The sequence below is a fragment of the uncultured Methanobrevibacter sp. genome (assembly GCF_934746965.1).
Taxonomy (GTDB): domain Archaea; phylum Methanobacteriota; class Methanobacteria; order Methanobacteriales; family Methanobacteriaceae; genus Methanocatella.
Genome location: NZ_CAKVFS010000005.1, coordinates 68,046 through 87,694, shown reverse-complemented (window position 1 = coordinate 87,694; position 19,649 = coordinate 68,046). Strand labels below are relative to the sequence as shown.

Here is a 19,649-nt window from a genome sequence, read left to right as displayed (position 1 = left end):
CATGCACCATCTTAAGCCATGTATTTTTCAATAACACCATGATAAGAATCATTTAATTCATCAATAGTAAATTCATTGTCTCCAATTATTAAACAATTTCCTTTAACCTCACCTATAACAGATACAGGAACATCTATTTCATCCAATATTCTATCAACAGCATCAGCTTTAACTGTTAAAATATACCTACCATGAGATTCACTATAAATCAAATTGGATTCTTCCAAATCACCGGAAACAGGAACAGAATCTAAATCTATTTCACAACCAATATTACCTTTCATAACCATTTCTGAAAGTGCAACAGCTAATCCCCCATTAGATACATCATGAACTGCAGTTATATCTTTAGATGAATCCTCATCAAGTAATTTTAGAATAGTTTTACCATTAGCTAATTCATCTTCAATTCTGATTCTTGGAGCCCTACCTTTTTCAATATTATGAATAGTTCTATGATATTCAGAACCACATATTTCATCGTAAGTTGTACCGATTAAAAGAATTTTATCCCCAGTGTTTTTAAAGTCCATTGTTCTGATATTTTCAATTTTTTCAACACCAATAACTCCAACAGCAGGAGTTGGATTGATTTTAATACCTTCAGTTTCATTGTAGAAACTTACATTACCACTAATAACAGGAGCATTGAAATTTTCAGCTACAAGAGACATTCCTTCAATCGTTCTTTTAAATTGCCATAATATTTCTGGAGTTTCTGGATTTCCAAAATTAAGACAATCTACAACAGCATAAGGAGTTGCACCCATAGAAATTACATTACGAATAGCTTCAGCCACACAACCTGCACCACCATCAAATGGAGATAATTTAGTATGAATAGTATTAGCATCAGTTGTAAGTGCAATAGCTGTATCATTATCAATTCTTAAAACAGCTGCATCATCACCAGGTTTTACAACAGTTCTTACCTGAACTTCATGGTCATATTGTTTATAAACCCATTGTTTAGAAGCAATATTCGGTGAAGATAAAAGTTTAAGTAAAGAATCTTTAATTGGAGGATGTTCTACATTAATTTCTGATGTATCTTCAACTACTTCTTTTAACTCACGATTAAGTGAAGGAGGGTCAGCTAATAAAATTGTTGGTAAATTAGCTATTTGAGAACCTTCATCATCAATTATCATGTTATTTCCTTCAATAACTTCACCAATAACTGCTGATACAATCTCATGCTTATCACAAATTTCTTGTGCTTTTTCAACATCTTTAGGATTAATTACAAAAACCATCCTTTCTTGAGATTCTGAAAGCATGATTTCATAAGGAGTCATTCCAGTTTCTCTTAAAGGAATATTACGTAAATCAACACGTGCTCCATTATCAGATTCATCAACAAGTTCTGAAATACAACAAGTTAATCCTCCACCACCTAAATCTTTAACTCCACTTACATTAATTTCATCTAAAATTTCAAGTGATGCTTCTAATACTCTTTTTTTAGTAAATGGATCAGCTACTTGTACTGCAGGCCTGTCTTCTGTTTCACTATCAGAAGTTAATTCTTCTGATGCAAATGTTACTCCATGAATTCCATCACGACCTGTGGTACCTCCCATTAACAAGAAAACATCCCCAATATAAGGAGCTTTACCACGGACAATTTTATCTTTTTCAACAAGTCCTACACACATTACATTAACTAAAGGATTTGTTCTAAATGAATCATCAAATTCTACTTCACCAGCAACTGTCGGAACTCCTACCCTATTACCATAATCAGAAATTCCCTCAACAACATGCTCAAATAAATATTTTGATTTTTCATCATCTAAAGATCCAAAACGTAAGGAATCTAAAAGTGCAATTGGTCTTGCACCCATTGATATGATATCCCTTAAAATTCCTCCAATTCCAGTACCTGCTCCTCCATAAGGTTCAATAGCTGAAGGATGGTTATGACTTTCCATACCAACAGCTAATGCATATTTATCAGTTACTGAAACTAAACCTGCATCATCTCCAGGACCTAATATAATGTTTTCTCCTTCAGTAGGAAATGTACCTAAAATTGGCCTACTACTTTTATAAGAGCAATGTTCTGAAAACATTACATCCAACATACCTTCTTCCAATTCATTCATTTCCCTACCAAGGATTCCTTCAATATATTCTATTTCAGAATCAGTTAAAGTCATTTTAAACACCTATTGTACCAATTTTATAGAAATACAGACTTTTTCGCCTTCAATATCCCATTCTTTAATGTAGCTATCATCATTTTCTAAACATTCTTTTCCGTCAGAAGTAACTAAACTACGAGCCCTAATCTCATTAACAATGAATTCAGATTGTGGAATTATTAATTCTTTAAATTCAGTAGAAGTACTTACAACAGCATCAATATTAGCCTCTACATCCAAATCTAAATCTTTCCTCATGTCTTGAACTCTTCTAATAAGTTCACGAGCCATAGCTTCTTGTTTAATTTCTGTAGTTATATTAGTATTTACAAATACATTACCAAATTCAAATTCTGAACTTACAAAGTCATCAGGAAGTTCAGTATCAAACAATATATCTCCATCAGATAATTCAAATGATTTTCCATCAGTTTCTACAGTGAAACTACCATTATTATCCAATTCTTCTTTGATTAAATTACCATCTGCTTCTTCAAGATATTTTTTAACAATACCCATATCTCCTTTAAGTCTAGGTCCTAAAGTTTTAAGATTAGGTTTTGCATTAAATGACAAGTTTTCAAATTCAACAGCAGTTAATACTTCTTTAGTGTTTGACTGATCCTTGATAATATCTTGTAACTCTTCAATAGCTTTAAGAACATCCTCATCTTGAGATACAATAGTAATATCTGATACTGGCCACCTAAGTTTGTATCTAGCTATATCTCTTGCTCTTGCAGATGCTTCAATTACTTCCCTTACAACATCCATTTTACTTTCTAAATCTGTGTTGATTTTAGATTCATCATATCCCCAGTCAAGCATGTGAATACTTTCAGGAGCATTTTCATCAACACCTTTAACAAGATTTTCATAGATTTCTTCACAAACATGAGGAGCTATTGGACATAAAACTGAAATTAATTTATAAAGAGCAGTATATAAACTATAATAAGCTCCAAGTTTATCAGGATCATCACTTTCTACCCATGTTCTTCCACGAATAAGTCTTACATACCAACGACTTAAATCTTCCAAAATGAAATTATTAATTTTTCTTGTAGCTTTATGGAAAGATAATTCTTCTAAATCTTCACCTACTTCTTTAACTAAAGTATTAGCTCTAGATATAATCCAATTATCCTCATCTCTTAAAATAATATCATTTTCAGTTATGTTAGTTGGATTAAATTCATCTAAAGACATGTAAGTAGTTGAGAATACATATACATTCCACAAAATATTAAACATTTTATTTACATTGAGTAATTCATCCCATACAAATTTTAAATCATCCCATGGTTTACTTGCCCATAATAAATAGAATCTTAATACATCCGCACCATATTTTTCAATAACTTCTTCAGGAGATACAACATTTCCTAAAGATTTACTCATTTTTTTACCATGTTCATCTAAAACAAATCCATGCATTAATACTTTTTTATATGGTACTTGCCCCATAGAAATTACTCCAGTACCTAATTGTGAATAGAACCAACCTCTAGTTTGATCGTGCCCCTCTGTAATAAAGTCATATGGGAACCATTGATTGAATTTGTTTTGTTCTTGAGGATAATATAATGAAGCCCATCCAGCTACTCCAGAATCAATCCAAACATCTAAAACATCTGGAATTCTTTTTACTTGTGCTCCACATTTATCACATTCCATAGTAATTTCATCAACATAAGGTCTGTGAACAAGTTCATCATCCCCAACAGAAATATCATTTAATGCTTCTTGTTTTAATTCCTCTACAGAACCTATTACTTTTAATTCACCACAATCAGGACATTCCCAAATAGGAATTGGAATACCCCAATATCTTTGTCTTGAAATAGTCCAATCTTTAGCATTGTCTACCCAATCTCTGAATCTACCTTGACCTGCCCATTGTGGAACCCATTCTACTTTATCAATCTCATCAAGCATTTTTTGTTTAATGTCAGTTACTTTTAAGAACCATTGTTTAGTAGCTAAATATATAATAGGTGTTTTACATCTCCAACATACACCATATCTGTGTTCTATTGTTTCATTTCTATACATTAAACCTTTAGATTGTAGATTTTCTATGATTTCATCATTTAAATATTTACAGAACTTACCTGCATATTTACCTGCATCATCAGTGAAGTTACCACTTTCATCAACAGGGCAGAAAATTGGTAAATCATAAGTTTTACCTACTTCAAAATCGTCTGGACCATGACCTGGTGCAGTATGTACAAATCCAGTACCTTCACCAAGTTCTACATGATCTCCAGGTAAGATTGTATGAACATTTTCTTTTTTATCAAATTCATTATGAATTGAAACTTCATCATTTAATGGATAAATGTAGGACTTATGAAGTAAAGTTTCACCTTTAACAACTTTAACAATTTCATAAACAACTTCAGTTTCTTTTATAATTTTATCTTCTTCATCCTCATTTTCAGCAGGGATTTTAGTTTTATGTACAATAGTAGCAGGTCCTAAAACTGTTTCCACTAAGTTTTGAGCAAGAAGTAAAATTTCTCCATTAATTTTAACAAATGCATAATCAAATTCAGGATTTGCACAGATAGCAAGGTTTGCAGGAAGAGTCCATGGAGTTGTTGTCCATACTAAGAAATATTCTGGTAAATCATTATCTTCCAATATTGGAGTTTTAACTGGGAATTTAACAAATATAGATGGATCTACTTTTTCTTCATAGTCAATTTCTGCTGCAGCTAATGCTGTTTCACAATGAGGACACCAGCTAATTACCCTTTTATCATTTACAAGTAAATTTTGTTCATTAGCTCTTTTTAAAGTCCACCATGCAGATTCCATGTATTTAGGATCTAAAGTCATGTATGGATCATCCCAATCCATCCAAACACCTAAATCATCAAATTCTTTTTCCATAGCTAATTTGTTATCTATTGCAAATTCTTTACATTTATCAACGAATTTAGCTATTCCAATATTTTCTTCAATTTCTTGTTTACTTTTAATACCCATTAGTTCTTCCACTTTGTGTTCAATTGGAAGACCATGCATATCCCATCCAGCTTGTCTCCTTAAGCTAAATCCATTCATACTTTTATAACGTAAGTAAGAATCTTTAATAACTTTATTCCAAGCAGTTCCTAAATGTATTTTACCACTACAATATGGAGGTCCATCTAAAAAAGAATACTGAGGACCATTAGCTCTAAGTTTATTTACTTTAGAAAAAGTATCTCCTTCTATCCAGAAGTTTTGAATCTTTTTTTCTATTTTTTTATGATCATATGATTTGTCTGCCTCTTTTATTGGCATGTTAATTCTCCCTATATTAATAAGAAATTAATTGATATATTGTGTTGAATTTATATTTAAAAAAAAATAAAAATCTCTAAAGAATAGAGATTTAATTTAGTTGAAAAAACGAGAAAGGAAACTTAATACATAGTCATGAGACTATGATTAAATTATACCTAAAATCTAAAAGGTTCTTGTTTTTCCTTGAACAACATTTTCTGTAATAATTGATATATCTTCAAGCCACCTATCAACAATTTGTTCTACTTTTTTATCAACATCTTCAAGTTTAACACCATCATCTAAAATAACTTGAGTAGAAGCTGCTTTTGGTTGATCAATAGGTTTACCAATTTGGCTTAAAATCATGACATTCATTTGTTTGATTCCTTCAACATTTTCAATAACATCTTTAGCTATTTCATTAGATAAAATATTATAAATTTTACCTACGTGATTAATTGGGTTTTTACCAGAACTAGCTTCCATAGACATAGGTCTGCATGGAGTAATTAAACCATTAGCCCTGTTTCCTCTACCTACAGAACCATCATCACCCATTTCAGCAGAAGTACCAGTTACAGTTAAATAGTAACCAGATTCATCAGTTGCATCATCATTATCTGCAGTGTTAACAAATACTTCAACTTCCCTATTTGTATATTTAGTTGCAAGGTCTGCTACAATATCTTTTAATTCTTCACGAACAGAAATATATTCATCTCTATCAGCAACAAATTTTGAAACCATTGCACAACCAATAGTTAAAGTAATTTTTTCCCCTTCTCTTAATCCCATTACTTTAATATCTTCACCAACAGCAGGATGTTTAGCTTTGAAATCTTTAGAATTTAATAATTCTTCAGTAGCTTTAACTAAAGTTTCAGTTTCAGAAAATGGAGCATAACCTACACCAAAAGAGGTATCATTTGAAGAAGGTGCACCTTCTCTTTTAAATACATCTACTAAATCTCCAGAACCATGACCAATTTTACATTCAACAACAGTATCTAACTCAACATCTAAATTAATAATAGTATCATCTAAGAAGTTTTTAGCTGCTTCAATAGCTACTCTATCAAGAGGGAATTTAACTCCATCATATTCTGAAACTCCCCTACCAGTCAATAAGATATCAATAGGTTTTAAGAGTTTACCTCCACCAAATACCGGATTAGATTCACCTGCAGTAATCTGAACTTCATCAGTGTTATGGTGAAGAACTCCACCAAGTTCATCCATATACATTTTACATAAAGCTTCACTTACAGTTTCACCAATACCATCACTAATACTATCTGGGTGACCTATACCTTTTCTTTCAACGATTTCAATATCGATATCTTCAATGTAAGTTTGATTTAATTCTTTTACAATTATGTTTCTCATTTTATCAACACATATCAGTTATTTATATTATATTTTTTTAGTTTAATTAATAAATAAATGTTATGGGATTTTTTAAGAAAATAGAAAAAAACAGCTTTAAAAAAAAAGTTTTATCATTTAAACTAAATTTCTTAAATTAAAATCAAAAATTTTCAAAGAGATTCTAAAAACTTAAAAAGAATGAAACTGAAATTTAAGCTAATGAAAAAAGGAATATATAATAAAACAACTCATAAAACAATTTTTATAAAACTTAAATTTGCAGATAACTATTTTAAGCGATTGAAAGGTTTAATGTTTAAAAAAAATATTGATTACGGATTAGTTTTTATTACAAATACAAAAAATAGATTCTGTTGTGGAATTCATACATCTTTCATGAAATTTAACATAGATGTGTACTTTTTAGATGAAAATTTAAAAATTTTTGATATTAAAACCTTAAAACCCTGGAGCAAATATACCCCTATAAAAAAATCAGCATATATAATTGAATTTAAAGAAAACAAAATGAAAAATAAATTAAAAAAAGGAGATGAAATTAAATTCATCTAATAATTTTTTAAAAAGTCCAATATTTCATTAGGACTTTCAAAGATCTTAATATTTTCAATACCAGATAATTTTTTAGTATTTTCAATATCAATATCTCTCATATACATAGTTATTATTTTACCTTCAGATATTGCATCATTTGGACATGTATTCTTACAAAGTCCACATCCAATACACTTCAATAAATCAATTTCTTTATGTGGAATAATTGCACCTTGATTACATACTAATGATGCAACACAATCTTTACAATCTTCACATTTAGAAACTTCCATTTTTGAAGGTAAAACTGTGTCAATAGGACCTGGATGAACATCTACTGGAACCATAAGTGTTTTAACAGCCCCTTTTCCAGCTTGAGCAACTGCATTTGTAACTAATGTATCTGAAATACCATGAACAATTTTTGCAACTGTATTAGCAGTAGCTGGAGTTACAATTAGTAAATCATACTTACCTAGAGAAAGTCTTCCAGTAATTGGGTAGCTAAATTTTTGAGTTTTATCTGTAGCTAATTCTCTATACTTTCCACCAGTTAAATTAACTACTCTCTCATAAAGACCATACATTTTTAAAACATCTTCAGCAGCACCAGATAAAAATATGGTTAATTCATGATTTTTAGCTAGTTTTTCAGCTAATTGAACAGACTCATTAAGTAAATGACCTGCTCCAGTAAATGCAAATCCTATTCTCATATTATCTAAAGTTTATGGAATTGATAACCTTCATTTTGAGAGAATGAATAATGAACAGTAGTGTATTGGCCCATGAATTCACGTACTTCATCTTTGATGTCTTCTTTATCAACAGCAACTCTTTTAATGAATTCAGCTATTTCATCCATTTCTTTTTCTTTTAAACCTCTTCTAGTGATTTCTTGAGTTCCAATTCTTAAACCAGATGGATTATCACTATCATTTACATCATCTCCAGGGAGGAGGTTTTTGTTTAAGATAACATCATTGTTAGCTAAATCACGAGCAATATCACTAGCACTTCTAATGTTTGAAACATTAACAGCTAATTGATGAGATTCTGTGAAACCTAATTCTTCACATAACACGTCAAATCCACGTTCATATAAAGCTTGAGCTAATGCTTTAGAGTTTTTAATAATTTGTTTTGCATAATCTTGTCCAAATGCTAACATTTCAGCAGAAGCAATACCTAAACCTGCTAAATGATGAAGATGATGATTACTTACAACACCAGGGAATACTGCATTGTCAATAACTTCTTTATTTTCTGCATGTGAAAGGATAATTCCTCCTTGTGGACCTGGGAAAGATTTATGAGTACTTCCCATCATTAAATCTGCTCCTTCAGCTATTGGTTGTTGGAATTGTCCTCCAGCAATAAGTCCTAAAACATGAGCTCCATCATACATGATTTTTGCTCCTACTTCATCAGCTGCTTCACGAGCTTCTTTTACAGGATGAGGGAATAAAAATAAACTTCCTCCAAAAAGAACTATTTTTGGTTTTTCTTCAAGGATTTTTTTATTCATTGCATCAATATCAATATTCATAACTTCTTTGTCAAAAGGTTGACTAATAGTTTTTAAACCTGCAATTCCTGCTGCACTAACTTTTGCATGACTAATATGTCCACCATAAGGGACATCTAAAGCCATTAATTTATCTCCATAATTAGAATATCCGAAAAATGCAGCTAAATTAGAAGTTACACCAGAAATTGGTTGTACATTAGCATAATCTACATTGAACAATTTTTTAGATAAATCTATAACACGATCTTCAATTTCATCAATATATTGACATCCTTCGTATAATCTTTCGTGAGACTGTCCTTCTGCATATCTATGAGCTAAATCAGAAGCTACAGCTTCAGTTACATCTGAACTTGTAATATTTTCACTAGCAATGAGATTTATACTATTTCTCATATAATTAGTGTGTTCTTTCATTATTCTTTCAAATTCTAAAACTTCATTATGATAATCAGTCATTTACTACACCTAAGTATCCAATTAGTATTAAATTAACGATACACTAGTAATTTATATTCATCTTATAATATAAGATTTTTGTAGTACTGTCAAAAAAAGAAAAAATACACAGATATGTTTTATGTTACAATCCTTTCTGAGATATATAACATACAAATTCAGTAAAAATAAGAGTATTTAAAAAAAGTTAGTTTTAAAAAAAAAGAATTGGAGATAAAAATCTCCGCATCTATTTACCTACGTCTTCAAGAGCTGCACTGATTTGTGCCATGATTTGATCTGTTTTGAAGTGTTGTTGATCCATAGCTCCAGATGGACATGCACCTACACAAGTACCACATCCTTTACATAATGCAGCATTGATTTCTGCGTGAGCAGCAGCATCTTCACCAACAATGGAGATAGCTCCATATGGACATAATTCAACACAAACTTCACAAGCACCACAGACTACATCATCAGTACGTGCAATAATAGGTTCGATTTCTACTTGACCTTTAGCCATTGGGATAGCTGCCCTAGATGCTGCAGCTGAACCTTGTGCTACGGAGTCAGGAATATCTTTAGGACCTTGTGCTACACCAGCAATGTAAACACCATCAGTTAAGGTGTCAACAGGTCTGAGTTTAGGGTGAGCTTCCATATAGAATCCGTCGGAGGATTTGGAAACACCTAAAGTTTGTCTGAGTTCTTCTGAACCTTCAGGGTGTTCAAGACCAACACTTAATACAACTAAGTCATAAGTGTATTCAGTTACTTTACCGAGTAAAGTATCTTCTGCTCTGATAGTTAAAGTTAAATCATCATTTTCGAAGATTTGAGCAGGTTTACCTCTGATAAATTCAATACCATATTTTTCTTGAGAGGTTTTGTAGAACTCTTCGTATCCTTTACCAAATGCACGAATATCCATGTAGTAACAGGTTACTTCAGTATCTGGTTCGTGGTCAATACATAATTGAGCGTTTTTCATAGAGTACATACAACATACTCTGGAACAATATGGTTTACCGATTTGTTCATCCCTAGAACCAACACAATGGATGAATGCAACACGTTCAGGTTCTTTACCATCAGATGGTTTTACAACATGTCCACCAGTAGGACCAGATGCATTAATCATCCTTTCAATTTCCATACCAGTAATTACGTTAGTGAAACGTCCGTATCCGTATTGGTAAATACCAGATGGGTCAAATGGATCGTAACCAGTAGCTGCGATAATAGTACCAACATCTAATTTAATTTCAGATGGTTGTTGATTGTGGTCAATTGCACCACGTTCACAAGCTTGGTCACATAACATACAGCCAATACAGTAATCTTTATCAATAGTTGCACATAATGGTACAGCTTGAGGGAATGGAATGTAAGCAGCTTTAACCATACCTACACCTTCATCGTAGTAGTTAGGTATTTCAATTGGACAAGCTTCTACACAAGATCCACATCCAGTACAATCTTCTTCGATTACGTATCTTGCTTTTTTACCTACAGTTACATGGAAGTTACCAATGTATCCGTCTACTTGTTTAACTTCTGCGTAGGTAATTAATTCGATGTTTTCATGTTTGGAAACGTCTACCATTTTTGGTGCTAAAATACACATTGAACAGTCAAGAGTTGGGAAAGTTTTATCTAATTGTCCCATCCTACCTCCAATAGTAGGGTGTCTTTCAACCATGTAAGTTTTGAATCCCATGTCACCTAAATCTAAAGCGGTTTGAATACCACATACTCCACCACCGATAACTAATGCTTTGTTATCTACAGCTACTTTAGTAGCTTCTAATGGTTCGAGTAATCTTGCTTTAGCAACAGCCATACGAGTTAAATCTTTAGCTTTTTCAGTTGCTGCTTCAGGTTCGTTCATGTGTACCCAAGAGTCTTGTTCCCTTAAGTTTGCAAATTCAAATAAAAATTTGTTTAAACCAGCTTCTTCTACACATCTACGGAAAGTAGGTTCGTGAAGACGAGGAGAACATGCAGCTACAACAACCCTGTTGAGGTTGTGTGCTTTAATATCTTCTTGAATCATTAATTGACCTGGGTCAGAACACATGTATTTGTAATCCTTTGCTACAACAACATCAGGCAAGGTACTTGCGTATTCTGCGACATCTGGACAATCTACAACTCCACCAACGTTTACACCACAGTGACAGACGTAAACACCAATCCTTAATTCTTCATTATTATCTCTTTTTTCTTCTGCCATATTTAATTCACCTTGTACAAGTCGTGAAAAAATCTAATTATATTAATAAAAATTTTATGCAAAAAAAATTATTCTAATTTTTAGAAAATAATTAGATATTAAATATGTAGTAAAGACACATTAATAAAGATTTCTATAGAAGTTAGTGAGTAACATTTATATATCAGAAAAATTTAAAGGAATTAGAATTATTATTAAAGCCAAATAAGAACTAAAAACATGTTTTTAAAAGCTAAAAAATAACAAAGATAATTCTTTAACAAAATTAATAAATTTAGGCTAAGTTAAATTTTAAAATTTAATGGTTACAATATCATTATTAAGACAGGTAAAGTCACAAGTGAAATTATAGCATTTACTAAAATACAATCTGAAGTTAACTCATAATCCAATTTATAAGTAATAGCTAAAACCAATGACATTGTTCCAGAAGGCATAGCTGCCTCAATAATTCCAATATTATTTTGCAAACCTGTAAAACCCAAATAAGAAACAATAATTAAAGTAACTACCGGACATAAAATCAATTTAATAAATGAATTAATACACACCAATGATTTATTCCTATTAAACCCTTCAAATTTAATTGCAAGACCCAGTGAAATCATAATCAAAGGAATAGCACCATCAGCCAAATAACCAATCGTCTTATCCACAACAGGACCAATATGAACATTTAACAAATTAAATGAAATACCTAAAACAACAGCCCACAAAGGAGGAAACAACAAAATCTTCTTAAATGCATTTTTAATAGTCCCGCCAAATTTAAGAACTAAAACAAATGACAATATTAAGAATATAACCGTAGTAGCTAAATCACAGAAAACTGCCATTACAAAACCTTGATGACCATAAACACCTAATGTAACCGGATAACCTACAAATGCAGTATTAGATATTAAAAGAGGAAGTAAAACACTCCACGTTTTTATATCATCATAATGTTTACATTTTAAAATAATATATGCAATAACTCCACAAATTGCAGATTCTGCTAGAATAATAAAAGGTAATGTTCCTAATGTAGGTAGCATTTTCATGTCTGCAGAATAAAGTGCAGAAAAAATCATACAAGGTAAAAGAACATACATTACAATTTTATTTAAAGGATCAATATCTTTTTCACTTAAAAAATCTATTCTTTTAAGAACATATCCAACACCAATCATTAAAAAAATTGATATAATTGTAATCTCAATTGCATTCACATACATCACCTCCACTATGTAAAAAAAAATAAAAATAGAACAGAAACCTGTTCAAATTATTTATAATAATGTCATTATGACTGGTAAAGTTATTAATGAAATAACAGTATTTATTAAAATACAATCTGAAGTTAGTTCATAATCTAATTTATAAGTAATAGCCAATAATAAAGACAGCATACCTGAAGGCATAGCTGCCTCAATAATCCCAACATCATGTTGTAAACCAGTGAGTCCTAATGCAGACACCACAACTAAAGCAATTAATGGAAATACACCTAATTTAACAATAGATGTAAAAATAACCATATCCTTACTTCTAGCAAGACCTTCAAGTTCTATTGATAAACCAAGTGAAATCATAATCAAAGGAATAGCACCATCAGCCAAATAACCAATCGTCTTATCCACAACAGGACCAATAGGAACATTTAATAAATTAAATGAAATACCTAAAACAACAGCCCACAAAGGAGGAAACAACAAAATCTTCTTAAACGCTTTTTTAACAGTTCCTCCAAATTTAAGAACTAAAACAAATGACAATAATAAAAACATACAAGTTGTAGCTAAATCACAAAAGATAGCTCTTAAAAATCCGGGATGACCATAAACACCTAAATTAACAGGATACCCCATAAATGCTGTATTAGCTATCATTACAGTTACTAAAACACTCCAAATTTTTTTATCATCATAATGAAGTCTTTTAAGAACAATATATGAAATAACTCCTGAAAGAATAGATGCTGTTAAAATAACAAAAGGTAAAATCCCCAGAGTAGGTAATAAACTCATATCTGCAGAATAAAGTGCAGAAAAAATCATACAAGGCATAAGAATATACATTACAATTTTATTTAAAGGATCAATATCTTTTTCACTTAAAAAATCTATTCTTTTAAGAACATAACCTAAACCAATCATTAAAACAATAGATATAATTGTAATTTCAATTGCATTCATATTAATACCACGGGTATAAATATTGAACAAACAAGTTTATAAACATTTGTTATAAAATGATAATAAAAAAGAGGGGTTAAAAAAGGTAATTGGCACTAATCAACAATACCTTCTGTTTTAATTTTAAATACACATTCACCTTCAGGTAAATGAGGACTATCAACTAAACGAGCAATTCTTTTACCTGCTAAACCTTTTTTAAGCCAGATCCTGTAAGTAGATGCATGCCCTAAAACATGTCCACCAATAGCTTTAGTAGGACTTCCAAAGAAAGAATCAGGTTTAGCTTGAACTTGATTTGTTATGAAAACAGCTACATTATATGTGTTAGCTATTTGCTGAAGTGCATGTAAATGTTGATTTAATTTTTGTTGTCTTACAGCTAAAGATTCCCTTCCAACATATTCAGCTCTGAAATGAGCCATTAATGAATCTACAATGACTAATTTAATATTATTACCTTGTTGAATGAGTTCATTGATTTTTTCAGCCATTAAAATTTGGTGAGAAGAGTTAAATGCACGAGCTACATGAATTCTTTGTAAAACTTCTTCCACATCTAATTCAAATCCATTAGCTATTTGTTCAATTCTTTCTGGACGAAAAGTATTTTCAGTATCAATAAATACACATTCAGCGTCAAGTCCACCTTTTTCAGGAGGTAATTGTACAGTAACTGCTAATTCATGAGAAATTTGACTTTTACCTGATCCAAACTCGCCAAATACTTCAGTAATTGATTGAGTTTCAATTCCACCACCAATTAAATCATTGAAACCTTCACTTCCAACAGAAATGTGACCTACATCTCTTCTTCTTTCAAGAACATCAAAAGCTGTTTCAAAATCTATTTTTTCAGATTTACGAGCTGCTTCAATAACTTTTTCAGCTACACCTTCACCAATTTCTGCTTTAACAGATAATTCTTTAGGAGTTGCAGTAGCTAACCTCATCATGTCTGCAAAACCTGCATCTCTTAATTTTTCTGCTGTTTTTTCACCAACACTTGGTAAATCTTCTAATTCCACCATAATAATCATGCCTCATTAATTTGTTTTATTTCAGTAATATTTAGATAAAATTCTTTTAGGATTAAGCCTAATTTCTTCATTATAATCATCAAAACTAACATTAGTAATAACTTCAACAGTTAAACCATTCAAATCATCAATTTTACCTTCCATGACTCCTAAATCAGAACCATTATCAGTAATAGAAATTATTTCTTCTTTTTTCATGTCAAGAAGTTCTTCAGCTAAGTTATCAAAGAAAGTAATTGAAATTTCACCAGTATCATCTTCAAGTCTAGCTGGAATCATTAAAAGATACCTAGGTTCATCTATTGTATCTCCACAAAACTCACAGACAAATTCTTCAGAAGATTGGTCAATAGTATTTCCACAACTAGGACATTTAGTAATTAATACTTTATTACCAAATACTTCTTTAAGAGTACCTGTAATACGAACATTTCTATCATCATCTTCTAAAGATTCAATAGTCTTAGGAACATAAATTGATTCTTTCAATTCATCATAAGTAGGTAATTCTTCAAGTTCTGTTTCATTAGGTTCAAGAATTGAAGTGGATCTTGATACATTGATTTCCAAACTATCATTTCTATATGTAATTTGAGGATCTTGGAATTTAATAGCATCTCCAGCATTCCACTCTTTTTTAGCGTTTTCATTCCATAATGTAACATTAATAGAACCAGAATTATCAGCTATTTCTAAAGACTTAACAAAACCTTTAGTTCCATCATCCCTGTTAAATTCATGAACATCATTTGCTTCAATTACCCTACCAGTAACAATAAGACCTTCATCATCTTCTTCAACATCAGAAATAGATTTATGTTTATAAAGCATTGTTTCAATAGTTTTGAAAGATGGAAGGAATCTTGCTTCATTATCATCTTCAGATAATTTAATTACACGAGCAGAACTCCCAATATTTAACTCAACCTCATACATACCTAACCTGACTCTTGCATTTTCAAGTTTATATGCATCCCCTGGTTTATATTCTTGTTTAGCCTTATCATCCCAGAATGATAAACGAACACGGCCTTCCCCATCAGAAAAACTAGCTGAACGTGCATATCCTACACTACCATCATCTCTCTGGAATTCATTAATTTCTCCAATAGCAAATATTCTTCCAATAACATCAACTTCAGCTCCATCTTCATCAAATTCTTCAACTTCACTAAGTCTAATAATTTGAGAAACTTTTTGTTTTAACTCATCAAATAAATCCATTTCTTCAACAGATAAATTTTCAGGGTTTAATGTTATTTGAGTGTTAAAATTTGTATTAAGTGAATACCCACTTTCAGTATAATCATCAAAGCGAGCATCAGCACCAATAATTTTAACAATGTCTCCCTTGTTTATTGGTAAGTCTGTGTCATTTCCCCATACAGTAGTTCTAATAGAACCTGTATCATCAGTAACTTCAAAGTTTCTTAATTTACCCTCTGAATTATCTGATTTTCTCATGAATGTTCTAATATCCTGTAACTTAGAAATTACACCTTTAATAGCTACATTATTTTGCTCTGTAATATCCCCAATTTTAATAAATTCTTGATTGAATTCCGGAACATCAAAATCACCTTTGATTATTCTACCATCCCAGTGAGTTAAAGATTTTTCCCCATTTCTTTCTCTCACTTGAGCACCCAATATTTTTACAGAATCTCCAGCATCTAATCCTAATTCTTCAATTAAATCAACATTTTTATTCCATAAAGTATATGATATTTCACCAGTTGCGTCTTTTAACTCCAAAGAAGTAACTTTTCCTTCTTTTCCATTTTTTTCATATGTTCTTGGAGTTGGAATTCTTATTATTCTAGCAATAATGTTTGCTTTTGTATCTGGAACAAGATCTTCAATATCAGTTATATTTTGATTATATTCTGGGAATTTTGATAAATCTGCATCTTTAAAATGAGTTATAGTTGACCTAGGTCTCAAATTAGCTTCATTACCACCCATGTAACCTTCTTTTATATCTACATCAGTGATTTTGACAATATCCCCTTCTTCAAAATTTTTAAGAAGTTTGATATTTTCTGTCCATAATACTACTCTAATTTTACCAGTATTATCTTCTAATTCAAGATTACAGACTTTACCTTCTTTACCTTTACGTGTTTTAAATGATTTTGGATTTGAAATACTAGTAACCAATCCTGCGATAACTCCTTGAGATCCTTCTTCTAAATCACCAATATCCAAAACATCATCACTATTAGTTAAAGAATCATTTTCATCAGGACCATTTATACTATCTACTATTTGTTTAGCAATGTCCAAATCACTCATGAAACTTATACCTTCGTATCCTTGAGAAATTTCATTTATTTTCTGTTCAAATTCTTCTTCAGTCAATTTATCTTTGACTTTTTCATACATTTCTAAAACTTCATCGTCCATACCAAACCCCTCGTTAGAAAGTTAATTATTATTATTAAATTAAAATGTATATAAACTATTAGAGAGCGCATTTGAAAAGTAATTTTTTAAAATAATTATTAAAAAGATAGAATATAAATTTTAATAAACTACACAAAAATGCAAATATGAAAAATTCTTAATATGCATTAGGATTTTTCTTTACAACTGTTTTAATCATAATAACTAAGTCCAAACCCATATGCCAATTTTCTACATACTCAATGTCAAATTCAATACGTTTTTTAATAGAAGTATTACCACGACACCCATGAATTTGGGCCCAACCTGTTAAACCTGGTTTAACTTGATGTTTAACCATGTATTTAGGAATTTTTTCTTTAAATTCATCAACAAAATATGGTCTTTCAGGTCTAGGACCAACAACACTCATATCCCCTTTTAAAACATTGAAAAATTGAGGTAATTCATCAATACTTGTTTTTCTAATAAAATTACCCACTTTAGTTTTTCTTGGATCATCTTTTGTTGTCCATTCTGATTTTTCATCATTTGGATTTTGAACTTTCATACTTCTAAATTTATACATCATGAATGGTTTTCCATGATATCCTATCCTTTCTTGTTTAAATATAATAGGACCTTTAGAAGTTAATTTAATAACTATTGCAGTAATTATCATAATTGGAGATGTAATTATAATAGCTATAATAGATATTATGTAATCAGACAATAATTTTAAAAAACTATTAAATGCATCATCTAATGGAACATAACGGATATTTATAATCGGAATATCTTCAATCATGTCTACTGATGGCTGTGCTGGGAAATACCTTATATAATCTGGAATAATTTCTGCTTTAATTCCCACCTTTTCACAACTTTCTACAAGTTCATCGATTTTATAATAATATTTCAAAGGAATAGCTAATACAACTCTATCAAAACTATTTCTCTCAAGAATATCATCCAAATCTTTAAAAGAACCTATAATTTTACTACCTTCCATTTCTAAACCAACATGGTTAGATTTACCTAAAAATCCACCAATGACAAAACCTAAATATGGATTTGCCTTAATTCTACGAGCAAATGTAAAAGCTAAATCATTATCACCAACAACAAGAATATGTTTTAGATTCTTATTATTTGATCTGAGTTCCTTTAAGAAACTTCTAATAACAAACCTTTCAGTTACTCCAAAAACAGTAGCTATAATAGCTAAAAGGAATAACATTATTCTTGAAAAATCAGGTTCATTAACAATGAATAAAATAGACACTAATACAAAAAATGCAACAATATTTACTTTTATAATTTGAGTTACTTCTGAAAATATTGTTTTATGAGTCCTATATGGTTTATAAAGACCAAAAGAAAAGTATAGTATCACATAAGTAGGTATTACAGCAAATGTTAAAAAAAGAACATAACTTTGTAAACTTAAATGTCCTCCAATCGGACCAAATAAGGTAGTTTTAAAACGTAACCACCATGCACAGAAAAGAGATATAGTTACAACTAACACATCAATTAAAACCATAACTATATTTAATGCTCTTTGATTCTGCTTAATCATATTTATCACAAAAATAGATTTAGGTATATTTTTGAATTTCCTAATATTTAATTTTTCTTTTTAAAGAAATTCAAAATCAATTTTAGAATACATAAACAAAGTATTCCAAAATAAACAACTAAATTAACAAATATTGATGTATTATCTGCATGATGTTTTTTATAATAAATATACATTGCCCTATAAAATTCATATATTAATTTAGACTTTTGCTTTTTACTACTAGCTCCTTTAAAATGAGTTATACTATTTTTACCAAAGTAAATTATCTTCCAGTTATCATGTTTAATCCTATAACACAAATCAATGTCTTCGCCATACATAAAAAATGTTTCATCCAATAAACCAACTGAATTTAAACATTTTTGACGAATAAACATGAATGCACCAGTTAAACAGTCGATTTCATAAATTCCATCATCAGAAAGATTATCTAAGTTATAGTTATCATCTTTACTATTTGTTGGAATATGAAATAACCTGTAAAATGAATTTTTGATATTTGGAAAAGACCTTTTACATGCTTTATCCAAATTTCCACCTTCTAAAAGAACTTTACAACCACATGCACCAACATCTGGATTATCTTCCATAAAATCATAGATATTCTTCAAAGTATCTTCCCAAACAACAGTGTCAGAATTTAATAAAAGAACATATTTTCCACTAGCTATTTTTAAACCCTGATTATTACCTGCTGCAAATCCATTATTTTCCTTTGAAGAAATAAATTTAACTGAATCTTTAAAATAATCCTTTAATTTATCTAAACTATCATCACTAGAAGCATTATCCACTACTATTATTTCATAGCTAAAAGGATACTCATATTCCAATATAGATTCTATAGTATCTCGTGTTAACTTAAAAGTTTGATAATTTACAATAATAACTGAAAGATCCAT

The 19,649-nt window shown here is 30.4% G+C and carries 13 protein-coding genes; 1 reads left to right on the top strand and 12 read right to left on the bottom strand.

All coding sequences use genetic code 11. The annotated features are described in order from the left end of the window. Window positions 1-11: 11 nt before the first annotated feature. From purL to Q0984_RS05195, 3 genes are all read right to left on the bottom strand, one after another. Window positions 12-2,162 (bottom strand): phosphoribosylformylglycinamidine synthase subunit PurL, encoded by a 2,151-nt coding sequence (gene purL / locus Q0984_RS05205; RefSeq protein WP_299524610.1) that lies wholly within the window; start codon window positions 2,160-2,162, stop codon window positions 12-14. A 9-nt stretch (window positions 2,163-2,171) separates the two neighbouring features. After that, entirely contained in the window at window positions 2,172-5,444 is a 3,273-nt protein-coding gene (gene ileS / locus Q0984_RS05200; RefSeq protein ID WP_299524607.1) for an isoleucine--tRNA ligase, read from the bottom strand. 165 nt (window positions 5,445-5,609) lie between these two features. Further along, complete coding sequence (locus tag Q0984_RS05195) at window positions 5,610-6,815, bottom strand: methionine adenosyltransferase (RefSeq protein WP_299524605.1); 1,206 nt, start codon at window positions 6,813-6,815, stop codon at window positions 5,610-5,612. 201 nt (window positions 6,816-7,016) lie between these two features. Between Q0984_RS05195 and Q0984_RS05190 the strand changes: the two genes are divergently transcribed. Further along, window positions 7,017-7,370 carry a DUF192 domain-containing protein gene (locus Q0984_RS05190; protein WP_299524602.1) on the top strand — a complete coding sequence of 118 codons (354 nt, stop codon included), beginning with the start codon at window positions 7,017-7,019 and terminating at the stop codon, window positions 7,368-7,370. Here Q0984_RS05190 and Q0984_RS05185 read toward each other — a convergent pair. From Q0984_RS05185 to Q0984_RS05145, 9 genes are all read right to left on the bottom strand, one after another. Then, complete coding sequence (locus tag Q0984_RS05185) at window positions 7,367-8,068, bottom strand: dihydromethanopterin reductase (acceptor) (protein WP_299524599.1); 702 nt, start codon at window positions 8,066-8,068, stop codon at window positions 7,367-7,369. The two genes, Q0984_RS05190 and Q0984_RS05185, sit on opposite strands and share 4 nt — an antisense overlap. Window positions 8,069-8,073: 5 nt before the next feature. Continuing rightward, window positions 8,074-9,342 (bottom strand): serine hydroxymethyltransferase, encoded by a 1,269-nt coding sequence (gene glyA, locus Q0984_RS05180; RefSeq protein ID WP_299524596.1) that lies wholly within the window; start codon window positions 9,340-9,342, stop codon window positions 8,074-8,076. 229 nt (window positions 9,343-9,571) lie between these two features. Next, window positions 9,572-11,560, bottom strand: a complete 1,989-nt coding sequence (locus Q0984_RS05175; protein WP_299524593.1) for a CoB--CoM heterodisulfide reductase iron-sulfur subunit A family protein — start codon at window positions 11,558-11,560, stop codon at window positions 9,572-9,574. A gap of 305 nt (window positions 11,561-11,865) precedes the next feature. Next, window positions 11,866-12,777 (bottom strand): AEC family transporter, encoded by a 912-nt coding sequence (locus tag Q0984_RS05170; protein ID WP_299524590.1) that lies wholly within the window; start codon window positions 12,775-12,777, stop codon window positions 11,866-11,868. Between the two features lie 54 nt (window positions 12,778-12,831). Further along, on the bottom strand, window positions 12,832-13,737 hold the full coding sequence (locus Q0984_RS05165; protein ID WP_299524589.1) for an AEC family transporter: 906 nt from the start codon (window positions 13,735-13,737) through the stop codon (window positions 12,832-12,834). Between the two features lie 95 nt (window positions 13,738-13,832). After that, the gene (radA, locus tag Q0984_RS05160; RefSeq protein WP_299524587.1) at window positions 13,833-14,768 is read right to left on the bottom strand and encodes a DNA repair and recombination protein RadA; all 936 of its coding nucleotides are present in this window, start codon (window positions 14,766-14,768) and stop codon (window positions 13,833-13,835) included. 30 nt (window positions 14,769-14,798) lie between these two features. Then, on the bottom strand, window positions 14,799-17,183 hold the full coding sequence (locus Q0984_RS05155) for a replication factor A (RefSeq protein WP_299524585.1): 2,385 nt from the start codon (window positions 17,181-17,183) through the stop codon (window positions 14,799-14,801). Window positions 17,184-17,340: 157 nt separating this feature from the next. Continuing rightward, window positions 17,341-18,744 (bottom strand): undecaprenyl-phosphate glucose phosphotransferase, encoded by a 1,404-nt coding sequence (locus tag Q0984_RS05150; protein ID WP_299524583.1) that lies wholly within the window; start codon window positions 18,742-18,744, stop codon window positions 17,341-17,343. A gap of 47 nt (window positions 18,745-18,791) precedes the next feature. Then, window positions 18,792-19,649 (bottom strand): glycosyltransferase family 2 protein, encoded by an 858-nt coding sequence (locus Q0984_RS05145; RefSeq protein ID WP_299524580.1) that lies wholly within the window; start codon window positions 19,647-19,649, stop codon window positions 18,792-18,794.

Coding starts and splice junctions, on each gene's coding strand:
- purL (WP_299524610.1), bottom strand. CDS start 2,162: ATGACTTTAACTGATTCTGAAATAGAATATATTGAAGGAATCCTTGGT.
- ileS (WP_299524607.1), bottom strand. CDS start 5,444: ATGCCAATAAAAGAGGCAGACAAATCATATGATCATAAAAAAATAGAA.
- Q0984_RS05195 (WP_299524605.1), bottom strand. CDS start 6,815: ATGAGAAACATAATTGTAAAAGAATTAAATCAAACTTACATTGAAGAT.
- Q0984_RS05190 (WP_299524602.1), top strand. CDS start 7,017: ATGAAAAAAGGAATATATAATAAAACAACTCATAAAACAATTTTTATA.
- Q0984_RS05185 (WP_299524599.1), bottom strand. CDS start 8,068: ATGAGAATAGGATTTGCATTTACTGGAGCAGGTCATTTACTTAATGAG.
- glyA (WP_299524596.1), bottom strand. CDS start 9,342: ATGACTGATTATCATAATGAAGTTTTAGAATTTGAAAGAATAATGAAA.
- Q0984_RS05175 (WP_299524593.1), bottom strand. CDS start 11,560: ATGGCAGAAGAAAAAAGAGATAATAATGAAGAATTAAGGATTGGTGTT.
- Q0984_RS05170 (WP_299524590.1), bottom strand. CDS start 12,777: ATGTATGTGAATGCAATTGAGATTACAATTATATCAATTTTTTTAATG.
- Q0984_RS05165 (WP_299524589.1), bottom strand. CDS start 13,737: ATGAATGCAATTGAAATTACAATTATATCTATTGTTTTAATGATTGGT.
- radA (WP_299524587.1), bottom strand. CDS start 14,768: ATGGTGGAATTAGAAGATTTACCAAGTGTTGGTGAAAAAACAGCAGAA.
- Q0984_RS05155 (WP_299524585.1), bottom strand. CDS start 17,183: ATGGACGATGAAGTTTTAGAAATGTATGAAAAAGTCAAAGATAAATTG.
- Q0984_RS05150 (WP_299524583.1), bottom strand. CDS start 18,744: ATGATTAAGCAGAATCAAAGAGCATTAAATATAGTTATGGTTTTAATT.
- Q0984_RS05145 (WP_299524580.1), bottom strand. CDS start 19,649: ATGGATCTTTCAGTTATTATTGTAAATTATCAAACTTTTAAGTTAACA.